This is a genomic window from Halomonas icarae (assembly GCF_009901955.1).
Classification (GTDB): Bacteria; Pseudomonadota; Gammaproteobacteria; order Pseudomonadales; family Halomonadaceae; genus Halomonas; species Halomonas icarae.
In genome coordinates, this window is the sequence record NZ_WUTS01000001.1 from 3,307,637 (window position 1) to 3,326,570 (window position 18,934).

Below are 18,934 nucleotides of genomic sequence, written 5' to 3' on the forward strand. Positions count from 1 at the left end.
CCATGTGCTTCATTGGTCGGACTGGCGACGAAAGCACCAGTACCGGGCTTGGCGGTGCCACTGTCGGCAGCAGCAAGTCCGGATGGCAATGCATGAACGATCACGGCATTAGTTACGACTGTAGTACTAGGCCAGACTTAAGAAACAGCTAGGCCAGACTTAGGAAGCACTAGGGTCAGGCTCACGAAGGAGCCCGCCTCACGCATGCACCACCAATCGATACGTGCAGGAGGAATCATGAGCAGTCATGTCTACAAGCATCTCGAACTCACCGGCTCCTCGGAGCAGGGCATTCAGCAGGCCATCGAGAGCGCCATCGGCAAGGCCAGCGAGAGCCTGCATGGCATGCGCTGGTTCGAGGTCATCGATACCCGCGGCCATATCGAGCATGGCCGGGTGCAGCACTGGCAGGTCACCATCAAGGTCGGCTTCACCCTGGACTGACACCGCCCCCTGTCCTTCCCGTGGCGGCTGGTTTAGTCTAGCCGCCACGTGCAGCGGCGCATCAGCTTTCGCCACCCCTCGACCCAGCGGAACCCTCACGCGATGAAGATCATCATTCTCGGCGCCGGCCAGGTCGGCGGCACCCTGGCCGAGCATCTGGCCCGCGAGGAGAACGACATCACCGTCGTCGACACCGATGGCGACAAGCTGCGCGAGCTACATACCAGGCTCGACATCCGCACCGTGGTGGGCCCCGGCTCCTATCCCATGGTGCTGCGTCAGGCCGGCTGCGAAGACGCCGACATGCTGATCGCGGTGACCAGCCAGGACGAGGTCAACATGATCGCCTGCCAGGTGGCGCACACCCTCTTTCGCACCCCGACCAAGATCGCCCGGGTGCGGGCCACCGCCTATCTCACCCGCCGCGGGCTGTTTGCCCACGAGGCGGTGCCCATCGATGTGCTGATCAGCCCCGAGCAGGTGGTCACCGACCACATCCGCCGTCTGATCGAATACCCTGGTGCCCTGCAGGTGCTCGAGTTCGCCGGTGGTCTGGTGCAGCTGGTGGCGGTCAAGGCGGTCTACGGCGGCCCACTGGTGGGTCAGGACTTGGCCTTCCTGCGCCGCCACATGCCCAGCGTGGATACCCGGGTGGCCGCCATCTATCGACGCAACCGTCCCATCATCCCACGGGGCGATACCGTCATCGAGGCCGATGACGAGGTCTTCTTCATCGCCGCCCGTCGCGATATTCGTGCGGTAATGAGCGAGCTGCGCCGCCTCGACCGCGACTTCCGGCGCATCATGATCGCCGGCGGCGGCAATATCGGCGAGCGCCTCGCCGAGCACCTGGAGCACAGCCATCAGGTGAAGATCATCGAACACAGCCTGGAGCGCTGCACGGTACTCTCCGAACGCCTCGACCGCACCGTCGTCCTGCACGGCAGCGCCACCAGCAAGCGCCTGCTCGAGGAAGAGAATATCGAGGAGTGCGACATCTTCTGCGCCCTGACCAACGACGACGAGGTCAATATCATGTCGTCGATGCTGGCCAAGCGCATGGGGGCCAAGAAGGTGCTGACGCTGATCAACAATGCCGCCTATGTCGACCTGGTCCAGGGCGGCGAGATCGATATCGCCATCTCGCCCCAGCAGGCCACCATCGGCAGCCTGCTGACCCACGTGCGTCGAGGCGACATCGTCAACGTCCACTCGTTGCGCCGCGGCGCCGCCGAGGCCATCGAGGCCATCGCCCACGGCGATATCCAGTCATCCCGGGTGGTGGGGCGCTCCATCGGCGAGATCGATCTTCCGCGGGGCTCCACCATCGGTGCCATCGTGCGTGGCAAGGAGGTGATGATCGCCCATGATGATGTAGTGGTGGAGTCCGGCGACCATGTCATCCTGTTCGTGATCGACAAGCGCCGCATCCGCGATGTGGAGCGACTGTTTCAGGTCGGGCTGACCTTCTTCTGAAAGCCCGCGACGCAAGGAGAGCCGTCCGATGAGCCTGCGCATGACGCTGCGTATCCTGGGGCTGCTGTTGATGCTCTTCAGCCTGACCATGATGCCGCCGATCCTGATCTCGCTGCTGTTCGCCGACGGCCAGTGGGATGCCTTCGCCGTGGCCATCGGCATCACCGTGGCGACCGGCGCCCTGATGTTCCTGCCCAACCGCCGCGCTCGGAAGGAACTGCGTACCCGCGATGGCTTCCTGATCGCGGCGCTGTTCTGGAGCGTACTCGCGCTGTTCGGCTCGTTGCCGCTGATGCTGACCGGCGAGTCGGCGCTTACGCTTACCGATGCGGTGTTCGAATCCTTCTCGGGGTTGACCACCACCGGCGCCACCGTAATCACCGGCATCGATCACCTGCCCGAATCGATCCTCTATTACCGCCAGCAACTGCAGTGGCTGGGCGGCATGGGCATTGTGGTGTTGGCGGTAGCGATCCTGCCGACCCTGGGGGTCGGTGGCATGGCCCTGTATCGCACCGAGATTCCGGGGCCGCTCAAGGACTCCAAGCTGACCCCGCGCATCACCGAGACCGCCAAGGCCCTTTGGTACATCTATGCCTCGCTGACCATCGCCTGCACGTTCGCCTACATGGCCGCCGGCATGGACTGGTTCGACGCCCTGGGCCACAGCTTCTCTACCGTGGCGATCGGCGGCTTCTCCACCCACGATGCCAGCATCGGCTATTTCGACAGTGCCGCCATCGAGATGATCTGCGTGTTCTTCCTGATAGTGTCGGCCGTCAGCTTCAGCCTACACTTCATCGCCTGGCGGGAACGCAGCCTGCTGCACTACTTCGAGGACCCCGAGGCACGCTTCCTGCTGCTGTTTCTTGCCGGTCTGACCACCATCACCACCGTCTCGCTGTGGCTGACCGACACCTATGGGACCGAGCTTGGTCTTCGCCACGCCCTGTTTCAGGTGGTCTCGGTGGCCACTACCACGGGCTTCGCCGTTACCGACTTTTCGCTGTGGCCCGGCGCCCTGCCCTTCCTGCTGTTCATGGCCGCCTTCGTGGGGGGCTGTTCGGGCTCCACCGGGGGCGGCATGAAGGTGATCCGCATCATACTGATTCTCAAGCAGGGCATGCGGGAGGTGATGCGCCTGATCCACCCGAGCGCGGTGATCACGGTCAAGATCGGCAGGGTGAGCGTGCCCGACGGCATCGCCCAGGCGGTATGGGGGTTCTTCTCCGTCTACGTGATGCTGTTCTTCCTGATGCTGGTGGGGGTGATGGCCACCGGGGTCGACCAGATAACCGCCTGGTCCACGGTGGGGTCGGCGCTCAATAACCTGGGGCCGGCCCTGGGCGAGGCCTCGGCCCACTACGGCGACCTGCCCGATCTGGCCAAGTGGATTCTGGTGCTGGCCATGCTGCTGGGCCGCCTGGAGATCTTCACCGTGCTGGTGCTGTTCACCCCCGCCTTCTGGCGCCGCTAGCCGAACCGGGACGCAGGGCTATCGCCGTCACCGCAGGGTGACAGCCCGTCGCCGGAGCCGCCTTGAGCGGCGCTGCCATCTGCAATCGCCCCGAGCCGATATGCAGGAGGTTTGGCCCGACGGGAGCGTTCATGGATAATCGAGCCCTCACTTCTTCGAGTCGAGCCCCCATGACCGAGACCCAGGCCCCCATGCCGACACGCCCGGACGATACCATCAGCGGCCCGCAGCGGGTCCTGCAGATCGGCGAGACCCGCTATACCCTGCTCGGCACCGCCCACGTCTCCGCCGAGAGCGCCGAGGACGTGCGCCGACTGATTCGCTCGGGTGAGTTCGACGCCGTGGCCATCGAACTGTGTGACTCCCGCCATCACAGCCTCACCAACCCCGACGCCCTGGCGGAACAGGACCTGTTCCAGGTCTTCCGCCAGGGCAAGGCTGGCGTGGTGGCCGCCAGCCTGGCGCTGGGTGCCTTCCAGCAGCGCCTCGCCGAACAGTCCGGTATCGAGCCCGGAGCCGAGATGCGCGCCGCCCTGGAGGAGTCCCAGCGGGCGGCGCTGCCGCTGCTGCTGATCGACCGCGATGTCGGCGTGACCCTCAAGCGCATCTACCACAACGTCCCCTGGTGGCAGCGCTTCTCGCTGTTCTCGGGGCTGCTGGGTAGCGTGCTGTCTCGCCAGGAGGTCTCCCCCGAAGAGGTCGAGCGCCTCAAGGAGGGCGACGTGCTGGAATCCACCTTCAGCGAATTCGCGGCCGAGTCCGAGAGCCTCTATACCCCACTGATCAGCGAGCGTGACCGTTACATGGTGTTGCGCCTGGCCGAGGATGCTCCGCCGGGGCGTTATCGACATGTGCTGGTGGTGATCGGAGCCGGCCATATGAAGGGCATGGCCGATCACTTCACCGACGAGCTGCCGCAACAGCCGGCCGAGGAGCGCCAGCGACTCGAGGCCACGCCGCCGCCGTCGAAGATCTGGAAGGCACTGCCCTGGGTCATCACCGCCCTGGTGCTTACCGGCTTCGCCATCGGCTTCTCGCGCAATACCGGCCTCGGCTGGCAGCTGGTGGCGGAGTGGTTCCTGATCAACGGGGTGCTCTCGGCGGGGGCTACCCTGGTGGCCCTGGCCCACCCGTTCACGGTCATTGCCACCTTCTTCGCCGCACCGCTCACCTCGCTCAACCCCACCATCGGTGCCGGCTTCGTCGCGGCCGGGGTCGAGCTCTACCTGCGCAAGCCCAAGGTGCGCGACTTCTCCACGCTGCGCCACGACGTCACCCACCTCAAGGGGTGGTGGCACAACCGGGTCTCACGCACCCTGCTGGTGTTTCTGGCCGCCACGCTAGGCTCTGCCGCCGGCACCTGGATCGCCGGTTTCCGTATCGCCGGCACCCTGTTCGGCAGCGGCTGACCCTCCGCCCCCGAAACGGTCATGGTTCGCCCAGCACCTCGGCCACCCACACCTGGTCGAACCTGGCCTCGGCTTCGCGTTGCACCGACTTCACGCTGGCAGCGTCTGGCGCCTCATATTCGCAGATCATCCGCCGCCGATCCGCCGACCAGTAACTGCGAATCCAACGCACCCGATAGAGCTCGAGACACGGCATCATGCGCGCCTCGACTGCCGTTAGCTCCTCTTCCCTCAGCGGTGTGGCGAAGCTGCGTTCGACGATGATATGTGACATCGACTTTCTCCTGGTTTAGCGCTGCTCGTTGGTGGGCAGCGCTGGCACCACATCAGGGGCGGCGCGGGCGATGACCGCCACTTCAGCAATGGCCGCCCGCACCCTGGCATTACACCGCTCGAGCTCAGCAGACCGGCGAGTTAGTCGCTCGATTGCCCCGCTGGCGGCTTCCTCCCGATACCGTCCGCCGAGGCCGGCGAGGGTCGCCTGGGCGATAGTGGCTTCGTCATGCCGTTGCATGGCAACCGCCGCGTCCAGCGCTTCTTTGGCGAAGCCCTGTGCCCTGCTCGGCTGCCCTTGGCGAACACAGAGCGAGGCAGCCGTATTCAGGGCATAAGCAAGGTGGCTCTTGTCGTCTACGGCCCGCAGCTGCGTCAACGCCGCTGCCAGCCGGTCGAGACGTGGCTCGCTGTCGTCAGCAAACTCGGCAAGCGCCTGCAGGGTATCGGCGACCGGCGCCTGCTGTTCACCCAGCCCCACCGCAACCGCCCGCAGCTCACTGCAGCGCTCCATGACGGTGGCGTACCGGCCGCGCTCGAACTCGATCACGGCAAGCCAGGTCAGGCATTGATACTCCCTCCATCGGTCCTGCGCATCTCGGGCAAGACCGAGCGCGCGTTCGGTTAGCAGTGCGGCGTGCTCGCTGTTTCCTTCCCAGCGCTCGAGCAGCCCATGCCCCCATTGCAGCTCACAGACGCCTTGACCGGCGTCCCCGAGGAGAGTGTCCACCTCCCTGAGCAGGGCTCGCGCCCGCGGTATCTCGGTCTCCAGCTCGATCAGGCAACGTGCGGTGTTGGCAAGCTGGCGAGCGAGCGTCTGCCGGTGAGTACCACGCCCCACCGCCGCAGCACGTACCGTGCTTTGTGTGGCGCGGAGGGTGTCGCCACCCTTCTGATGCAACACCGAGAGCAGGTAGTGGCCTGTCGCCGCCGCCGCATGCTGGCCAGCCACCTCGGCATCGCTGACCGCCTCGCTCAGCTCGCTCACCAACGGCGGCGGTGAGCGCATGGCGGGTCCGGCAGCGGCCAGGATCTCCACCTTGAACAGGCCGATCAGCAGCTCGCGGCGAAGCGCGTCATCCGCCAGGCTGTCGAGATGCGCGCGCCCACGCCTGGCCAGCGCCGTCGCCTCCACATTGGCGAAGAGCCGCAGGCTCCGCTCACCGGCGAGGACACAGGCACGAGCCGCCAGCGCATGCTCCCCGGCAAGTTCCGCGTGGTGGGCGAGGTCGGAGGCCAGCTCCTCTTGGCTCTCGACCCGCTCGGCCAGGACTTGCGCGATCTGGCCATGCATCAACTTGCGACGCGGCTGGGAGATTCGCTGATATGCGACTCGACGCACGAGGTCATGCACAAAGTCATAGCGGTCCTCGTTGGCGATTCGCAGGATGCCGCGGCGCTCCAGCGCCTCCAGGGCGCTGAGAAGCACCGGCATCTCGAGCCGCGCCAGTTGAATCAGCAGCTCGGGGCCGAAGGCCCGCCCCATCGTCGCGGCCCAGGCCACCAGACCGCGACAGGGATCACCCAGCATGTCGAACTGCTGTGCGATCACCACCTGCAGCGAACGACCCGGCTGGTAATGCCCCTCACGGAATGTCCGGGCAAGCTCCAGAGCAAACAGAGGGTGCCCCTCGCTCTCCCCCGCAATGGCCGCGACATCGACTTCCGGATTGACGGCCTGCACCAATTGGGCGGTTTCAGCGGCACTCAGCACTGCAAGGGGAAGCCTTAACACCTGCTCGTCACGTTCCAGGGTCTGCAGCGTTCGCAAGACGGCGGGATTATCCTCGAGTTCTCCCGGGCGGAAGGCGCAGGCCAACAGGCCAATGTTCGAGGCAAGCAGGCTCCTGGCCACATAATGGAAGAGCGCCGACGAGGCCTCGTCGAGCCACTGCAGGTCGTCCAGCACCACCAACAGCGGCGCCTGCCGAGACAGGTGTTGCAGCAGCGAGAGAATCGCCTCGAAGAACCGCGCACGATCTACCGGTATCGTCGGCGGTTGGCCCATGTCGGGCCGAAGCTGTAACAGGCCATGCCCCACCTCATCGGGAATGGTATCGGCAGGGATCGCACGCAGGGCATCGCTCCAGATACCGTAGGGACGCACCGCCTCCGCCTCGAAGGCGCGTCCCGTGAGACAGAAGGCACCGCTCATGGTCATGCGCTCGACGAGATACTCGAGCAGCCGACTCTTGCCGATGCCGGGCTCGCCCGTGATCAGCAGCAGCGGCGTTGACCGGCCATCGATGGCCGCCGACACCAGCTGCTCTATCTGGACACGCTCCGCATGGCGGCCAACAAGCGTCATGGAATTGCGTGGCGAACGGCCGCTCGCGGCCTGGCTTTCGCTGCTCTTCGCTTCCGGCAGCTCTTCTCTCCCCTGCTCCTGTAGAGGTGCAAAAGACTTCGGCTTGATAGCACGCCGGGCCCTCTCCAGCGCCTCGCACGATGCCACCCCCATTTCACGCTCCAGCAGCTGGTGAGCCCACTCATACTCCTCAAGGGCCTCACGTCGGCGTCCCAGTCGACCCAACAGGCGTACGACATGGACATGCCCACCTTCCGTCAAGGGATCGATCGCCACCAGGGCGCGGGCCTGGGTGAGCGCCTCCTCGGGGCTATCGCTCAGCCGGTTGACCAGGGCATCGAGGGCGGCCAGCCGAAGCTTGCTGAGAGCCGCGCGCTCGGCCAGACACCATGCCTGGAAACGGTAACAGGCAGGCAGGTCGAGACCATCCAGAAACTCACCACGAAACAACGCAAGGGCGGCTCGCAGACTTGTCAGGGATGCATTCGCAATATCGTCCAGCGACTCGCGAGCCGTGATGAGGTCAACCTTCGCGGCGGACGGCGCGAAGGCGACCCACGACCGGTTGGTTTCCAGGCGGACCCTTCCCCCCATGTCCAGCAGTGGGCGTATCTTGGCCAGGCTCCACCGCAGCTCACCCCGCGGATCGTTCGGCCCCTCCCACAACAAATCACACAACCACTGCCGACGATGCGGCCCGCCGGTGGCGACGAGATAGGCCAGCAGCGCGCGCGTCTTCTTCGAGGCCGGCAGAGCGACCTCCCTGCCCTTGGTGGCGAGCTGCAATTCGCCGAGGAGATGAAGTTCGAGAGGACAGCCACCCACGCACGCCTCCTGTCAGGCCGGGTGCATTCCCATGGTGGTTCCCACGGGCCTTCCCACGCCTGCCTTCCAGTCTAGCAGTTGAGCGATACGGACACGCCGAGTCGCTCCGATAACAAACCTGGGAGGTTGCCATGAAACCGCTACTTGCTCTTGCACCCCTGCTGCTTTTTGCCGCCGAAGGCCTGATGGCGGAAGACAGTGCGTCAACGTTCGGCCCGGAGGGTCTCACAATCACGCCCATCCTGGAGGCGACAGAGACCATCACCGGCCAACCGATCCATTTCCCTCAGGGAAACAACCAGCTCGTGGCCGTGCTGGCGGAGATCGAGCCTGGCGGTCAGGTCGGGCGTCATCTGCATCCGGTCCCCCTGTTCGTCTACATGCTTGAGGGCCAGCTCTCCATCGAGATCGAGGGACACGGCATAAAGACGTTCGACGCGGGTCAAGGGTTCGCCGAGGTCATCAACACCTGGCACAACGGCCGCAATCCTGGTGACGTGCCGGCCCGCCTCTTGATCGTGTTCTCCGGCCAACAAGGCACGCCAAACCTGATTCGCCCATGAGCCATCAAGTATCCAGACACGCAAATGAAAGGAGACAGACCATGAACACCATGACTCATGACAGCACTCAGGAAAGCACCTACACGGGCAGGTGCTTCTGCGGCGCCGTGGAGCTCACCGTAACGGGAGAGCCCGTGGCCATGGGCTACTGCCATTGTGACGCCTGCCGAGCCTGGTCGGCAGGCCCGGTCAATGCCTTCACTCTCTGGAAGCCCGATAGCGTAAGGATCACCAGGGGCATCGAGCATATCGCCAGCTTCCAGAAGAGCGAAAAGAGCATTCGCAAATGGTGCCAACACTGTGGCGGCCACCTGCTGACCGAACACCCCCTCTGGGGGGTGGTGGATGTCTATGCCGCCATCGTTCCAACGCTGGCCTTCACGCCGTCCTTGCACGTCAACTACCAAGAAACGGTCCTACCGATGCGAGACGGTCTCCCCAAACAGCAGGATATCCCCGCCGACATGGGGGGAACCGGTGCTCTGCTGCCGGAGTGAAGAAGGAGAACCACCATGAACACGAACATTGCGATAATTCAGAAGCCACCGGTGCTGCTCCAGCGAGAAGAGACCATCGAACAGATGCTGCTCTCGATCGACGAGGCAGCCAACAATGGCGCGAATCTGCTGGTGTTCCCGGAAGCCTATATTCCCGGCTATCCGACCTGGGTCTGGCGCCTTGTGCCGGGGGGCGACATGGCGCTGTCCAGCGACATCCATGCCAGACTGCGCGCCAATGCCGTCGATCTGGCCCACGCGGGCTTGCAATCCTTGCAGGACTCAGCGGCCAAGCACGCCGTGACCCTCGTCGTGGGGATCCATGAGCTCGACACCCGCTACAGCGGCACCACGCTTTTCAACACCGTCGTGGTGATCGGGCCGGATGGCACACTACTCAACCGCCATCGCAAGCTGATGCCGACCAATCCGGAGCGCATGGTATGGGGCATGGGGGACGCGACGGGTCTCAGGGTCGTCGACACCCCCGCGGGACGACTCGGCAACCTGATCTGCTGGGAGTGCTATATGCCACTGGCGCGCTACGCTCTCTATGCTCAGGACCTTGAAATCTTCATCAACCCGACCTGGGATGCCAGTGATATCGGCCTTGCCACCCTACGTCATATCGCCAAGGAAGGCGGCTGCTGGGTAATCGGTACAGCCACCGCCATTCAGGGACGAGATATCCCCGCCACCTTCCCCGACCGCGACAGGCTCTTCAGCCCGGAGGAATGGATCAATCCGGGGAATGCCACCGTCATCGCCCCATCGGGCGAGGTGACAGCGGGTCCCCTACACCGCGAAAAGGGCATCCTCTATGCCGAGATCGATGTAGAAGTGGCTCGGCGAGCAAGGCGCACCCTCGATGTATGCGGGCACTATGCTCGGCCGGATATCTTCTCGCTCTCTGTGGACCGCAAGCCGCTTCCTCCATTGGTGTTCTCGGACAAGTGAATAACACTGGCGAGCTAAGGCCTTACTACAGGTCACGGCTCGCCGGGCGACTATGCTTGACCTCCGCCAGGGAGATGCTTGACCTCCGTCATGGACGGCTGGCAGGTCCACCACTACCTTCATTGAAGGCGCAGGGATCATGTGATGACACAATAACGATAATCGTCCATTTTCATTCGCCCTATACAGGAGGTGCGAAGAAATGAAGATCATGATCGCAACAACACTGTCTGGACTCCTATGGCTGAGTACCACCGCTTCCCTGGCCGACATGCACGAGGACACACAGCAGCTGGCTACTGACAAACAGTGCATGAGCTGCCACGCCAGTGAAGATGAGACGCCCAGGGCTCCAGGGTTCAACAGCATTGCCGCAAAATACGCGGGAGGAGAGATGCGAGGGTATCTGGTCGATGTGGTGATGACGGGGGGCGAGGATCACTGGGGTTCGGCAACCATGCCGGAGACCGATGAGCGCCCCGAGGTCAGCGAGGAGGAGGCCGAGCGGCTGGTCGACTGGATTCTGGGCATGCACAAGGGAGAGTAGGCTCGACTTACCTCGTGGCAGTGACGCTCACCCGAGCCCTACCGATCAACATCGGACTGCTTCTCGATCAATACTCGATCGACCAACATTCCGTGCCATGACAGCGCCACGGAGAAGATGGTCAGACGTCACTTCCAGGCGTCAGGACTCGCCACTGGCTGTCAGCAGACGCCGCATCGCCGCCGTCGGCGCCTCAATCTTCTCGAAGCGCCGGCTGGCGGCATAGCACTCATTGAAGGCGTCGAAATAGTCGTCCAGGGCCAGGGCGGCCTCCTCGTCGCCCCCCTGTCGCAGCAGTTCGGCGGCCACCTCGGCGGTACACAGATGTGAGCTGGAGGCGGGCTTGCGCAGCCGGTAGCGCGTCAAGCGCTCCGTGCGCAACGGCAACACCGGCAAGGCATCCAGATAGGGGCTCTTGCGGAAGATCCGTCGCGCCTGCCGCCAGGTACCATCGAGCAGCAGATAGACGGGAATGCGACCCGCCGCCCGGGATTCGGTCACGGCGTCGATGTCGACCACGCGCTCGGCATAGTCGGGCTGATCATCGGGAAAGACCACGAAGGGCGCGAAGCGCTTGTCGTCCAGCAGCGCCAGCAGGCGCTCGTCCGGCGCGGTGCGATACCAGGTGAACACCTCGGTATCGGGAAGCACATCCTGGATCAGCCGTCCGGTATTGGTAGGCTTGAAATGCTCCATGGAGTGGGTCAGCAGCCACACCCGGGCGTAACTTCTGGCTTGCACTCGATAGGGACACAGGCAATTGAGCATCGGCAGGTTGCACCCCGTACAACGCTCGACGAAGCTCCCTCGGGCCTTGAACTCTCGGCGCGGAGGGCGTGGGCGACCCGTTCCGGGGTCGCGAGCAGGCCCGGTTCCCGGGTCTCGGGAAAGTCCAGTCCGAGGAGCGTGCGCCTGCGGGGTCTCGGGCTCGTGAAACGTCTCGGACTCGTGAGGGAAGTCGTCCTGCATGATGGCCTGTCCGGGGAGAAAACGGGGGCGCATTCTAGCATGACCCTGGCACATCACCCCTCCAGCAGCGCCTCGGGTACCCACAGCCGTCCCTCACGCCGCCAGTGCCGGACCAGCGCCGGCACCCCCTTGCCGGCAGGCTGGCTGAGGCGGGCGACACCGGGAGGCGCCAGTGCCTCGGCCTCGGGGTCGACCAGCACGCAGCCGGCACCAAAGGGAGCATGCTGGAGCAGTGAGGCGGCCGGCATCACCTCGAGCGAGGTACCCACCACCAACACCAGGTCGGCCTCGGCCACGATATCGCAGGCCTCGGGGAAGTGGGGCACATCCTCGCCGAACCACACCACATCGGGGCGCAGCTGGCTGCCCTTGTCACACACATCCCCCAGGGCGATGCCACCACGCGGCAGCGGATAGTGCATGCGGCGATCCACCGTGGAGCGCGCCTTGAGAATCTCGCCATGCAGATGCAGGACATGCCGAGAACCGGCCCGTTCATGCAGGTCATCGATGTTCTGGGTAATGATGCTGACCCGAAAACCCTGCTGTTCCAATGCCGCCAGGGCCTTGTGGGCGGCATTGGGACGCGCTCGACGCACCTGCTCTCGTCGCGCATTGTAGAAGGCCAGCACCCGGGCGGGGTCACGCCGCCAGCCACCGGGGGTGGCCACCTCCTCGACGGGGTGATTGGCCCACAGACCATCCGATGCACGAAAGGTCTGGATGCCGCTCTCGGCACTGATACCTGCTCCTGTCAGCACCACCAGATGGGGTGCGCGCCGCTCTACCATTCATCACCTCTCGACACCGACTCTCTCGAAACTACCATCTCGGCCAGATGTCGACCAGCGACCATGATCCGGCTCAGGCGCCGTGATAGCCATCCTCCTCCGGGCTCTCATGGGCTCCCCTGGGAAGCTCGGCCGCCCAGGCCATGGCGGCGGCATGGTCACGCTTGGCGAAGGTGTGGATCTCCAACGCGCGAAAGAGGCGCTCTTCCAGATGGGCGACATGTTTCAGCCAGGCCTGGTCGGTGACCACGGCCACACGGTGGTAACGCTTCAGGTCACCGAGCTGAGTCAGACCATAACCGACATCCTTGAGCAGCGCACCGAGGGTCATCCAGCGCAGGTTATCGACTTCGACCACCATGCTGACCAGCGGATGGTTCTGCTTGGCGGCCTCGATGGCATCGATGGCACGCTGCAACTCGCTTGCGGTGACGACGCCTCCCGCCTTCATCGCCACGACATGCCCTGCCGAGTGAGTAATCAGATCCAGCATGACGTTCTCCTTGGGTTGAGAGCCCCACGGATTACCACCAGGGGGCTTCACGCTCTTTCAGCATAGCGCGCCACGCTTCGGCTAGTGGACCAGGTCCCCGTTTTCGACGCCGCTGAAGCGCTGCTTGTTGCGATAGGGGTAGACGTCGATGACGCGGCCGTCGAGGACCGCACGCTGCAAGCCCTTCCAGTAGTCGGCATCGAGCAGCTCGGGGTGGAGCCCGTAGAAGAGCCGCCGCAGGCGAATATCGGCAAACAGGAAGGGGCCGAACTCCTCGGGGAAGATGTCGTTGGGTCCCACCGAGTACCAGGGCTCATCGGCCAGCTCCTGTTCGGGATAGAGCGGTTCGGGGATATGCCGGAAGTTGCACTCGGTGAGATAGCACACCTCATCATAGTCGTAGAACACCACCCGGCCGTGGCGGGTCACGCCGAAGTTCTTGAGCAGCATATCGCCGGGGAAGATATTGGCGGCGGCCATCTGCTTGATGGCATTGCCATAGTCCTTGAGCACCGCCCGGGTCTCCGCCTCGTCGCACTGCCCGAGATAGAGGTTGAGCGGGGTCATCATGCGCTCGGTATAGCAGTGCCTGATGACCACCTTGTCACCTCGCAGGTAGACGGTGGAGGGGGCGACCTCCAGCAGGTGCGCCAGGCACTCGGGATCGAAGTGGTCCTGGCGGGCGGTGAAGTTCGAGAACTCCTGGGTGTCCGCCATGCGCCCCACCCGGTCGTGCAGCTTGACCAGGCGATACTTCTCGCGCACGTTCTCACGGCTCATCGACTTGGAGGGGTCGAAGCGGTCCTTGATGATCTTGAAGACGGTGCGATACGAGGGCAGCACGAAGACCGCCATGACCATGCCGCGGACTCCCGGGGCGATAATGAAGCGATCATCGCGGCGTGCCACCTGACGATTGAGGCCGCGAAAGAACTCGGTCTTGCCATGCTTGAAAAACCCGATGGCGGCGTAGAGCTCACCCTCCGGCTTGTCGGGCATCAGCTCCTGAAGATAGTGCACGAACTCGCTGGGCACGACGACCTTGACCTGGAAGTAGGCACGCGTGAACGAGAAGATGATCGAGACCTCATCGGGCTCGATCAGCACGGTATCCAGATAGAGTCCGGCTCCCACTTCGTGAAGCACCGGCAGTACCAGCGGCACCTGTTCACCACCGCCCAGCACCCGACCGACCAGATACGCCCCCTTGTTGCGATAGAAGACACTCTTGATCAGCTCGATCTCGGCCTCGGGGTCATCACGGATGGTGTCGGGCAGCAGCCCCCGGAGCACCTCTCCTCCCCGGGCCGCATCATTTTCCAGATCGATGAAGGGGGTCTCCAGACGGGCACCCTCCAGGGCCCAGCGCAACCCGGCGGTCCAGCCCCCCTGGACTCGAGCACGACGACACAGGGTCAGCCCGGAGAGGCGTGCCGCCCGCTCTCGCGAGCTGTAGACAAACATCCACTCATTGCGGATATGGCGGTGATGGAAGAGCGAGCAGAACATCGAGTTGAAATAGGTCTCGGCCAGCTCGTAATCCAGCCGCTGATCGATCAGTTCTGCATAATGAGTGCGCGCCTCTCTCCAGCACTCGCAGTCGATCAACCGCTCCTCGCTGAAGCCGCGACGCAGCCGTTTCAGGGTAGCCTGGACCTTCTCCTCGTAGAGATTGATACGCTCCGCCGAGGCCCGCTGCGCCTCACGCCACGCTCCGGCGGCGAAGCGTCGGCTGGCGTCCGCGGTAATCGCCTTGAAGCGTGAACGGTACTCGTCGAAGCCATGCAGGATGGTGGCGGCGAGTCGATAGGAGGGGGAAAGCGGCATGCATGTCTCCAGACGCTATCAGGCAGGAGTAGAGCATGGCCCTATCCCGTCGCCGCGGCGAGCCGACCATGGTGGCAAGCGACACCGGCTTTCCGCCTTGCATCAATCAGTACCTGTTCGGTACTATTTTGGCCACAGCCTCTACGCTTACCTCCTGGAAGCCCCCTCTCGGACCCGCCCATGCAGACCCATCTCGAGAAACACCAGGCCACCCGTCGCGTCACCTATCTCTCGATAGGCACGAACTGCGTGCTGGGCGTGGCCAAGGTCATCGTGGGCTGGATCGTCGGCTCCGCCGCGATGGTGGCGGATGGCGTGCACTCCTTCTCCGATCTGGTGACCGATGGCTTCGTGATCGCCGCCTCCCACTACGGCCACCAGGGCCCCGACCATGATCATCACTACGGCCACGGGCGTATCGAGACCCTGGCGACCCTGTTTCTGGGTAGCGTGCTGATCTTCGTGGCCGGCGCAATCGCCTGGTCGAGCCTGGATCGGCTGCTCTCCGACACCCGAATCCCCCCACCCGGCATCTGGGCGATCCTGCTCACCGCCCTGGCACTGCTCGCCAAGGAGTGGCTCTTCCATATCACCCGTCGGGTGGCGAAGCGCATCGGATCGAAGATGCTCGAGGCCAACGCCTGGCACCACCGTAGCGACGTGCTCTCCACCGGCGTGGTCATGGTGGCGCTGATCGGTAGCCAGTTCGGTGCCACCTGGATCGATACCGCGGCCGCGGTCATCGTTGGTCTGCTGGTCGGCAAGGTTGGCTGGGACCTGCTGTGGGACTCGGGCCGCGAGCTCGTGGACACCGCCCTGCCCGTGGCCACCCAGGAAGAGATGCGCCAGATGGCGATGAGCGTGCCCGGCGTTCGCGGCATCCACGACCTGCGCACCCGCCAGTCGGCGGGCCGCACCATGCTCGACTTGCATGTGGTGGTGTCACCACGAATCAGCGTCTCCGAGGGGCACGAGATCGGCAACGAGGTGAGTCGCCGCCTGCGTAACGGCTTCCCCGCCCTGACCGACCTGACCTTCCATATCGATCCCGAGGATGACGCCGGCGAGGGGGACCCCAGTCGCTTCCCGGGGTTGCCATTACGACCCGCGGTCGAGGCTGCCCTGGCCCGGCGCTGGTCCTCTCTCGAGGTGTGGCCGGAGATCCGCGAGCTGGAGCTGCACTATCTGGAGGATGCAGTGACGGTGGTCATCTGCCTGGACGAAGGCTATCCCCGGAAGAGTCAAGCGGTGATACGCGACCTGAAGGAGTGCGCCGCGGATATCGACTGGCTCTCCCACGTCGAGGTGCGTCGCCTGGCCGACGTTCCCTACATGCCTGTGGGCAACTGACCCCTCGAGTAATCCGAAGGCGCCTCGATGGATTGGCAGCAGGCGTCGATGAGGCACCCCTCCACCGGGGATGACATCCCCACGGCTGAAGGCGACAATGGCCGCCCTTTCTGAATTGGACCCGGGCCATGGCGGACGAGCTGCGTATCCTCTATCGCGACGAGCACCTGGTGATCGTGCACAAGCCCGCCGGGCTGCTGGTGCACCGCACGGCCCTGGCTCGGGGTGAGCGCGAGTTTCTGCTGCAGCGCCTGCGCGACCAGCTGGGCCAGCGGGTATATCCGGTCCACCGCCTCGACCGCCCCACCTCGGGAGCCATGGTGTTCGCCCTCTCCTCGGAGATCGCCACTCGCCTGGGCGACGCCTTCGCCGAGCGCGATGTCGTCAAGCGCTACCTGGCGGTGGTGCGTGGTATCGGCCCCGAGGCCGAGCACCTCGATTATGCGCTGCGCGAGGAGGATGGTCGTCGCCCCAAGGCGGAGATGCCGGCCCAGGAGGCGATCACCGTGGTGCGCCGCCTGGACAGCGTGGAGCTGCCGATACAGGTGGATCGCTACCCCCAGAGCCGCTACTCGTTGATGGAGGCATACCCCCTGACCGGACGCCGCCACCAGATCCGCCGCCACTTCTCCCGGCGTGGCTATCCGATCATCGGTGACGCCAAGCATGGCAAGGGCAAGCATAATCGCTTCTTCGCCGAGCAGCTGGACACACCCCGTCTGCTGCTGGCCGCCGTGGGGCTGGCCTTCCATCATCCTGAGACGGACCAGCGGCTGCGCATCGAGTGTGCTCCGGATGGCGCCATGCGCGCGCTGTTCGAGCGGTTCGGCTGGAGCGGCCACCTGCCCCAGGATAACGTAGAGACCCTCTCGGCCACCGAGATCCCCTGGCCCGCCACCGCGGCACCATCCACCGTCCCACTCACGACTCCATGAGACCATGAGCGATCCCATTACCGCCTCTCCCGCCGGCCTCACCGAGGATGACCACGACCTGCGCTTCGGGGGCATCCGCCGTCTCTACGGCGCCCGTGCCTTCGCATACTTCCGCAGCGCCCATATCGTGGTCGTCGGGGTGGGAGGCGTCGGCAGCTGGGCCGTGGAGGCCCTGGCCCGCTCCGGCATCGGCAAGCTGACCCTGATCGACCTGGACGATGTCTGCGTCTCCAATACCAATCGCCAGCTCCACGCCCTGGACGGTACCGTGGGCCGTCCCAAGGTGGAGGTGCTGGCCGAGCGCTGTCGGGCGATTCAGCCGGGCATCGAGATCGTGGCCGATACCGCCTTCGTCACCCCCACCAACCTGGCCGAGCGCATCCCCGAGGATGCCGACCATGTGATCGATGCCATCGACAGCGTGGTGGCCAAGGCGGCGCTGATCGCCTGGTGTCGACGGCGCAAGCTGCCGATCACGGTAACCGGTGCCGCCGGCGGCCAGACCGACCCCACCCGTATCAAGGTGGCCGACCTGTCGCGCACTGAACATGACCCCCTGCTGGCCAAGGTGCGCTCTCGGCTGCGCCGCGACTTCGGGTTCTCGCGCAACCCCCGGCGGCGCTTCTCGGTGGAGTGTGTCTACTCCGACGAGCAACTGGTCTATCCGGGCAGCGACGGCGAGGTGTGCTTTCAGAAACCGGGCAGCGGCGAGGCCACCCGCCTGGACTGCGCCTCCGGCTTCGGCGCCGCCACCTTCGTCACCGGCAGCTTCGGCTTCGTGGCCGCATCACGCACCCTGGCAAGGCTGGCAAAGCGGGCCAGCAGCCACCAGACTGGCGCCTGAGTCTCCTGGATTCATAGAATAACCGCGCCACCAACAGCAGCCCTTACCAGAGTTCGTTTCAGAGTTCTTTTCTTACTTCAGGAGAGTGTCATGACCCGCCCACTGCCGGTTCCCGGAATCTACTGCCACTACAAGGGCAACCGTTACGAGGTGCTCGGCATGGCCCATCACAGCGAGACCGAGGAGCCTCTGGTGGTCTATCGCGCCCTCTATGGCGAATACGGCCTCTGGGTGCGCCCCCTCGCGATGTTCAACGAACTGGTCAAGGTGCAGGGCGAACCTGTCCCACGCTTCGAGCTGGAGAAGGCCTTCTGAGACGGACCTGCTCGGGTCGGGAGGCAGAAACGCACACCGGCGCCACCTGGGCGCCGGGAGTCACGGTCGATGGGTCCTGAAGGAGGCACCTCGGGACAGGGCCGACGAGAAAAAGGGGGGAGTGATTACTCTTCGCCGGCTTCCTGCATCTGCTTGAGCAGGTAGTTCTCGATACCGACCTTGTCGATCAGCCCCAGTTCGGTCTCGATATGATCGATATGCTCTTCCTCGTCGGCCAGCAGGTCGCGTAACAGATCGCGAGTCACATAGTCCTTGACCTGTTCGCAGTAGTCGATGGCCTCGATGTAGTCCTTGCGCCCCTCATGCTCGATCTTGAGGTCACACTCGAGCATTTCACGCACGTTTTCGCCGATATGCAGCTTGCCAAGGTCCTGAAGGTTGGGAATGCCCTCGAGAAAGAGGATGCGCTCGATCAGCTTGTCGGCATGGACCATCTCTTCGATGGACTCGTCATATTCCCATTTGGCCAGCCTCTTCAGGCCCCAGTCCTTGTACATCTTGGCATGCAGGAAGTACTGGTTGATCGCGACCAGCTCGTTGCCCAGAGCGCGATTGAGGTGTTCGATGACCTTGCTGTCGCCTTTCATGGATCTGCCTCTCCTGACATGGGGGA

At 64.3% G+C, this 18,934-nt stretch carries 19 protein-coding genes; 12 read left to right on the forward strand and 7 right to left on the reverse strand.

Translation table 11 applies throughout. From position 1 onward, the window contains the following. Positions 1–237: 237 nt before the first annotated feature. From GRB80_RS15265 to GRB80_RS15280, 4 genes are all read left to right on the forward strand, one after another. Positions 238–444: a dodecin gene (locus GRB80_RS15265; RefSeq protein ID WP_161424103.1), complete on the forward strand. Its 207-nt coding sequence runs from the start codon at positions 238–240 to the stop codon at positions 442–444. 102 nt (positions 445–546) lie between these two features. Next, a complete protein-coding gene (trkA, locus tag GRB80_RS15270; protein ID WP_132043593.1) occupies positions 547–1,920 on the forward strand; it encodes a Trk system potassium transporter TrkA in 1,374 nt (457 codons plus the stop codon). Between the two features lie 28 nt (positions 1,921–1,948). Continuing rightward, positions 1,949–3,397, forward strand: coding sequence for a TrkH family potassium uptake protein (locus tag GRB80_RS15275; RefSeq protein WP_132043591.1), 1,449 nt, complete (start codon positions 1,949–1,951; stop codon positions 3,395–3,397). 191 nt (positions 3,398–3,588) lie between these two features. Next, entirely contained in the window at positions 3,589–4,806 is a 1,218-nt protein-coding gene (locus GRB80_RS15280) for a TraB/GumN family protein (RefSeq protein WP_374708683.1), read from the forward strand. Positions 4,807–4,825: 19 nt separating this feature from the next. On the opposite strand, the gene GRB80_RS15285 is transcribed toward GRB80_RS15280, so the two are convergent. Together GRB80_RS15285 and GRB80_RS15290 are read right to left on the reverse strand one after the other, a co-directional pair. Further along, entirely contained in the window at positions 4,826–5,080 is a 255-nt protein-coding gene (locus GRB80_RS15285) for a nickel-binding protein (RefSeq protein WP_161424105.1), read from the reverse strand. A 15-nt stretch (positions 5,081–5,095) separates the two neighbouring features. Beyond that, complete coding sequence (locus GRB80_RS15290; protein ID WP_161424106.1) at positions 5,096–8,212, reverse strand: ATP-binding protein; 3,117 nt, start codon at positions 8,210–8,212, stop codon at positions 5,096–5,098. A 131-nt stretch (positions 8,213–8,343) separates the two neighbouring features. Here GRB80_RS15290 and GRB80_RS15295 point away from each other — a divergent pair, with 131 nt between their 5' ends. The 4 genes from GRB80_RS15295 (at position 8,344) to GRB80_RS15310 (ending at position 10,776) form a co-directional block, all read left to right on the forward strand. Beyond that, positions 8,344–8,775 carry a cupin domain-containing protein gene (locus GRB80_RS15295; RefSeq protein ID WP_161424107.1) on the forward strand — a complete coding sequence of 144 codons (432 nt, stop codon included), beginning with the start codon at positions 8,344–8,346 and terminating at the stop codon, positions 8,773–8,775. A gap of 41 nt (positions 8,776–8,816) precedes the next feature. Continuing rightward, positions 8,817–9,272: a GFA family protein gene (locus tag GRB80_RS15300; RefSeq protein ID WP_237562005.1), complete on the forward strand. Its 456-nt coding sequence runs from the start codon at positions 8,817–8,819 to the stop codon at positions 9,270–9,272. A 15-nt stretch (positions 9,273–9,287) separates the two neighbouring features. Next, positions 9,288–10,229, forward strand: coding sequence for a carbon-nitrogen hydrolase family protein (locus tag GRB80_RS15305; protein WP_161424108.1), 942 nt, complete (start codon positions 9,288–9,290; stop codon positions 10,227–10,229). Between the two features lie 202 nt (positions 10,230–10,431). Further along, positions 10,432–10,776, forward strand: coding sequence for a c-type cytochrome (locus GRB80_RS15310; RefSeq protein ID WP_161424109.1), 345 nt, complete (start codon positions 10,432–10,434; stop codon positions 10,774–10,776). 141 nt (positions 10,777–10,917) lie between these two features. Here the strand turns inward: GRB80_RS15310 and GRB80_RS15315 are convergent, their stop codons facing one another. From GRB80_RS15315 to aceK, 4 genes are all read right to left on the reverse strand, one after another. Then, positions 10,918–11,745 carry a tRNA-uridine aminocarboxypropyltransferase gene (locus tag GRB80_RS15315; protein WP_161424110.1) on the reverse strand — a complete coding sequence of 276 codons (828 nt, stop codon included), beginning with the start codon at positions 11,743–11,745 and terminating at the stop codon, positions 10,918–10,920. Between the two features lie 53 nt (positions 11,746–11,798). Continuing rightward, complete coding sequence (locus GRB80_RS15320) at positions 11,799–12,536, reverse strand: SIR2 family NAD-dependent protein deacylase (protein ID WP_161424111.1); 738 nt, start codon at positions 12,534–12,536, stop codon at positions 11,799–11,801. A gap of 73 nt (positions 12,537–12,609) precedes the next feature. Then, a complete protein-coding gene (locus GRB80_RS15325) occupies positions 12,610–13,029 on the reverse strand; it encodes a SpoIIAA family protein (protein ID WP_132043581.1) in 420 nt (139 codons plus the stop codon). Between the two features lie 81 nt (positions 13,030–13,110). Continuing rightward, positions 13,111–14,856: a bifunctional isocitrate dehydrogenase kinase/phosphatase gene (gene aceK / locus GRB80_RS15330; protein ID WP_161424112.1), complete on the reverse strand. Its 1,746-nt coding sequence runs from the start codon at positions 14,854–14,856 to the stop codon at positions 13,111–13,113. Between the two features lie 180 nt (positions 14,857–15,036). Here aceK and GRB80_RS15335 point away from each other — a divergent pair, with 180 nt between their 5' ends. The 4 genes from GRB80_RS15335 to GRB80_RS15350 all read left to right on the forward strand — a co-directional run bounded on the left by GRB80_RS15335 (position 15,037) and on the right by GRB80_RS15350 (position 18,300). Next, positions 15,037–16,206: a cation diffusion facilitator family transporter gene (locus tag GRB80_RS15335; protein ID WP_161424113.1), complete on the forward strand. Its 1,170-nt coding sequence runs from the start codon at positions 15,037–15,039 to the stop codon at positions 16,204–16,206. Between the two features lie 128 nt (positions 16,207–16,334). Next, positions 16,335–17,141, forward strand: coding sequence for a pseudouridine synthase (locus GRB80_RS15340; RefSeq protein ID WP_132043575.1), 807 nt, complete (start codon positions 16,335–16,337; stop codon positions 17,139–17,141). 4 nt (positions 17,142–17,145) lie between these two features. Beyond that, entirely contained in the window at positions 17,146–17,985 is an 840-nt protein-coding gene (gene tcdA, locus GRB80_RS15345) for a tRNA cyclic N6-threonylcarbamoyladenosine(37) synthase TcdA (RefSeq protein WP_161424114.1), read from the forward strand. Between the two features lie 90 nt (positions 17,986–18,075). After that, positions 18,076–18,300, forward strand: a complete 225-nt coding sequence (locus GRB80_RS15350; protein WP_132043571.1) for a DUF1653 domain-containing protein — start codon at positions 18,076–18,078, stop codon at positions 18,298–18,300. Positions 18,301–18,425: 125 nt separating this feature from the next. Here the strand turns inward: GRB80_RS15350 and bfr are convergent, their stop codons facing one another. Next, complete coding sequence (gene bfr, locus GRB80_RS15355; RefSeq protein ID WP_132043569.1) at positions 18,426–18,908, reverse strand: bacterioferritin; 483 nt, start codon at positions 18,906–18,908, stop codon at positions 18,426–18,428. Positions 18,909–18,934: the final 26 nt, after the last annotated feature.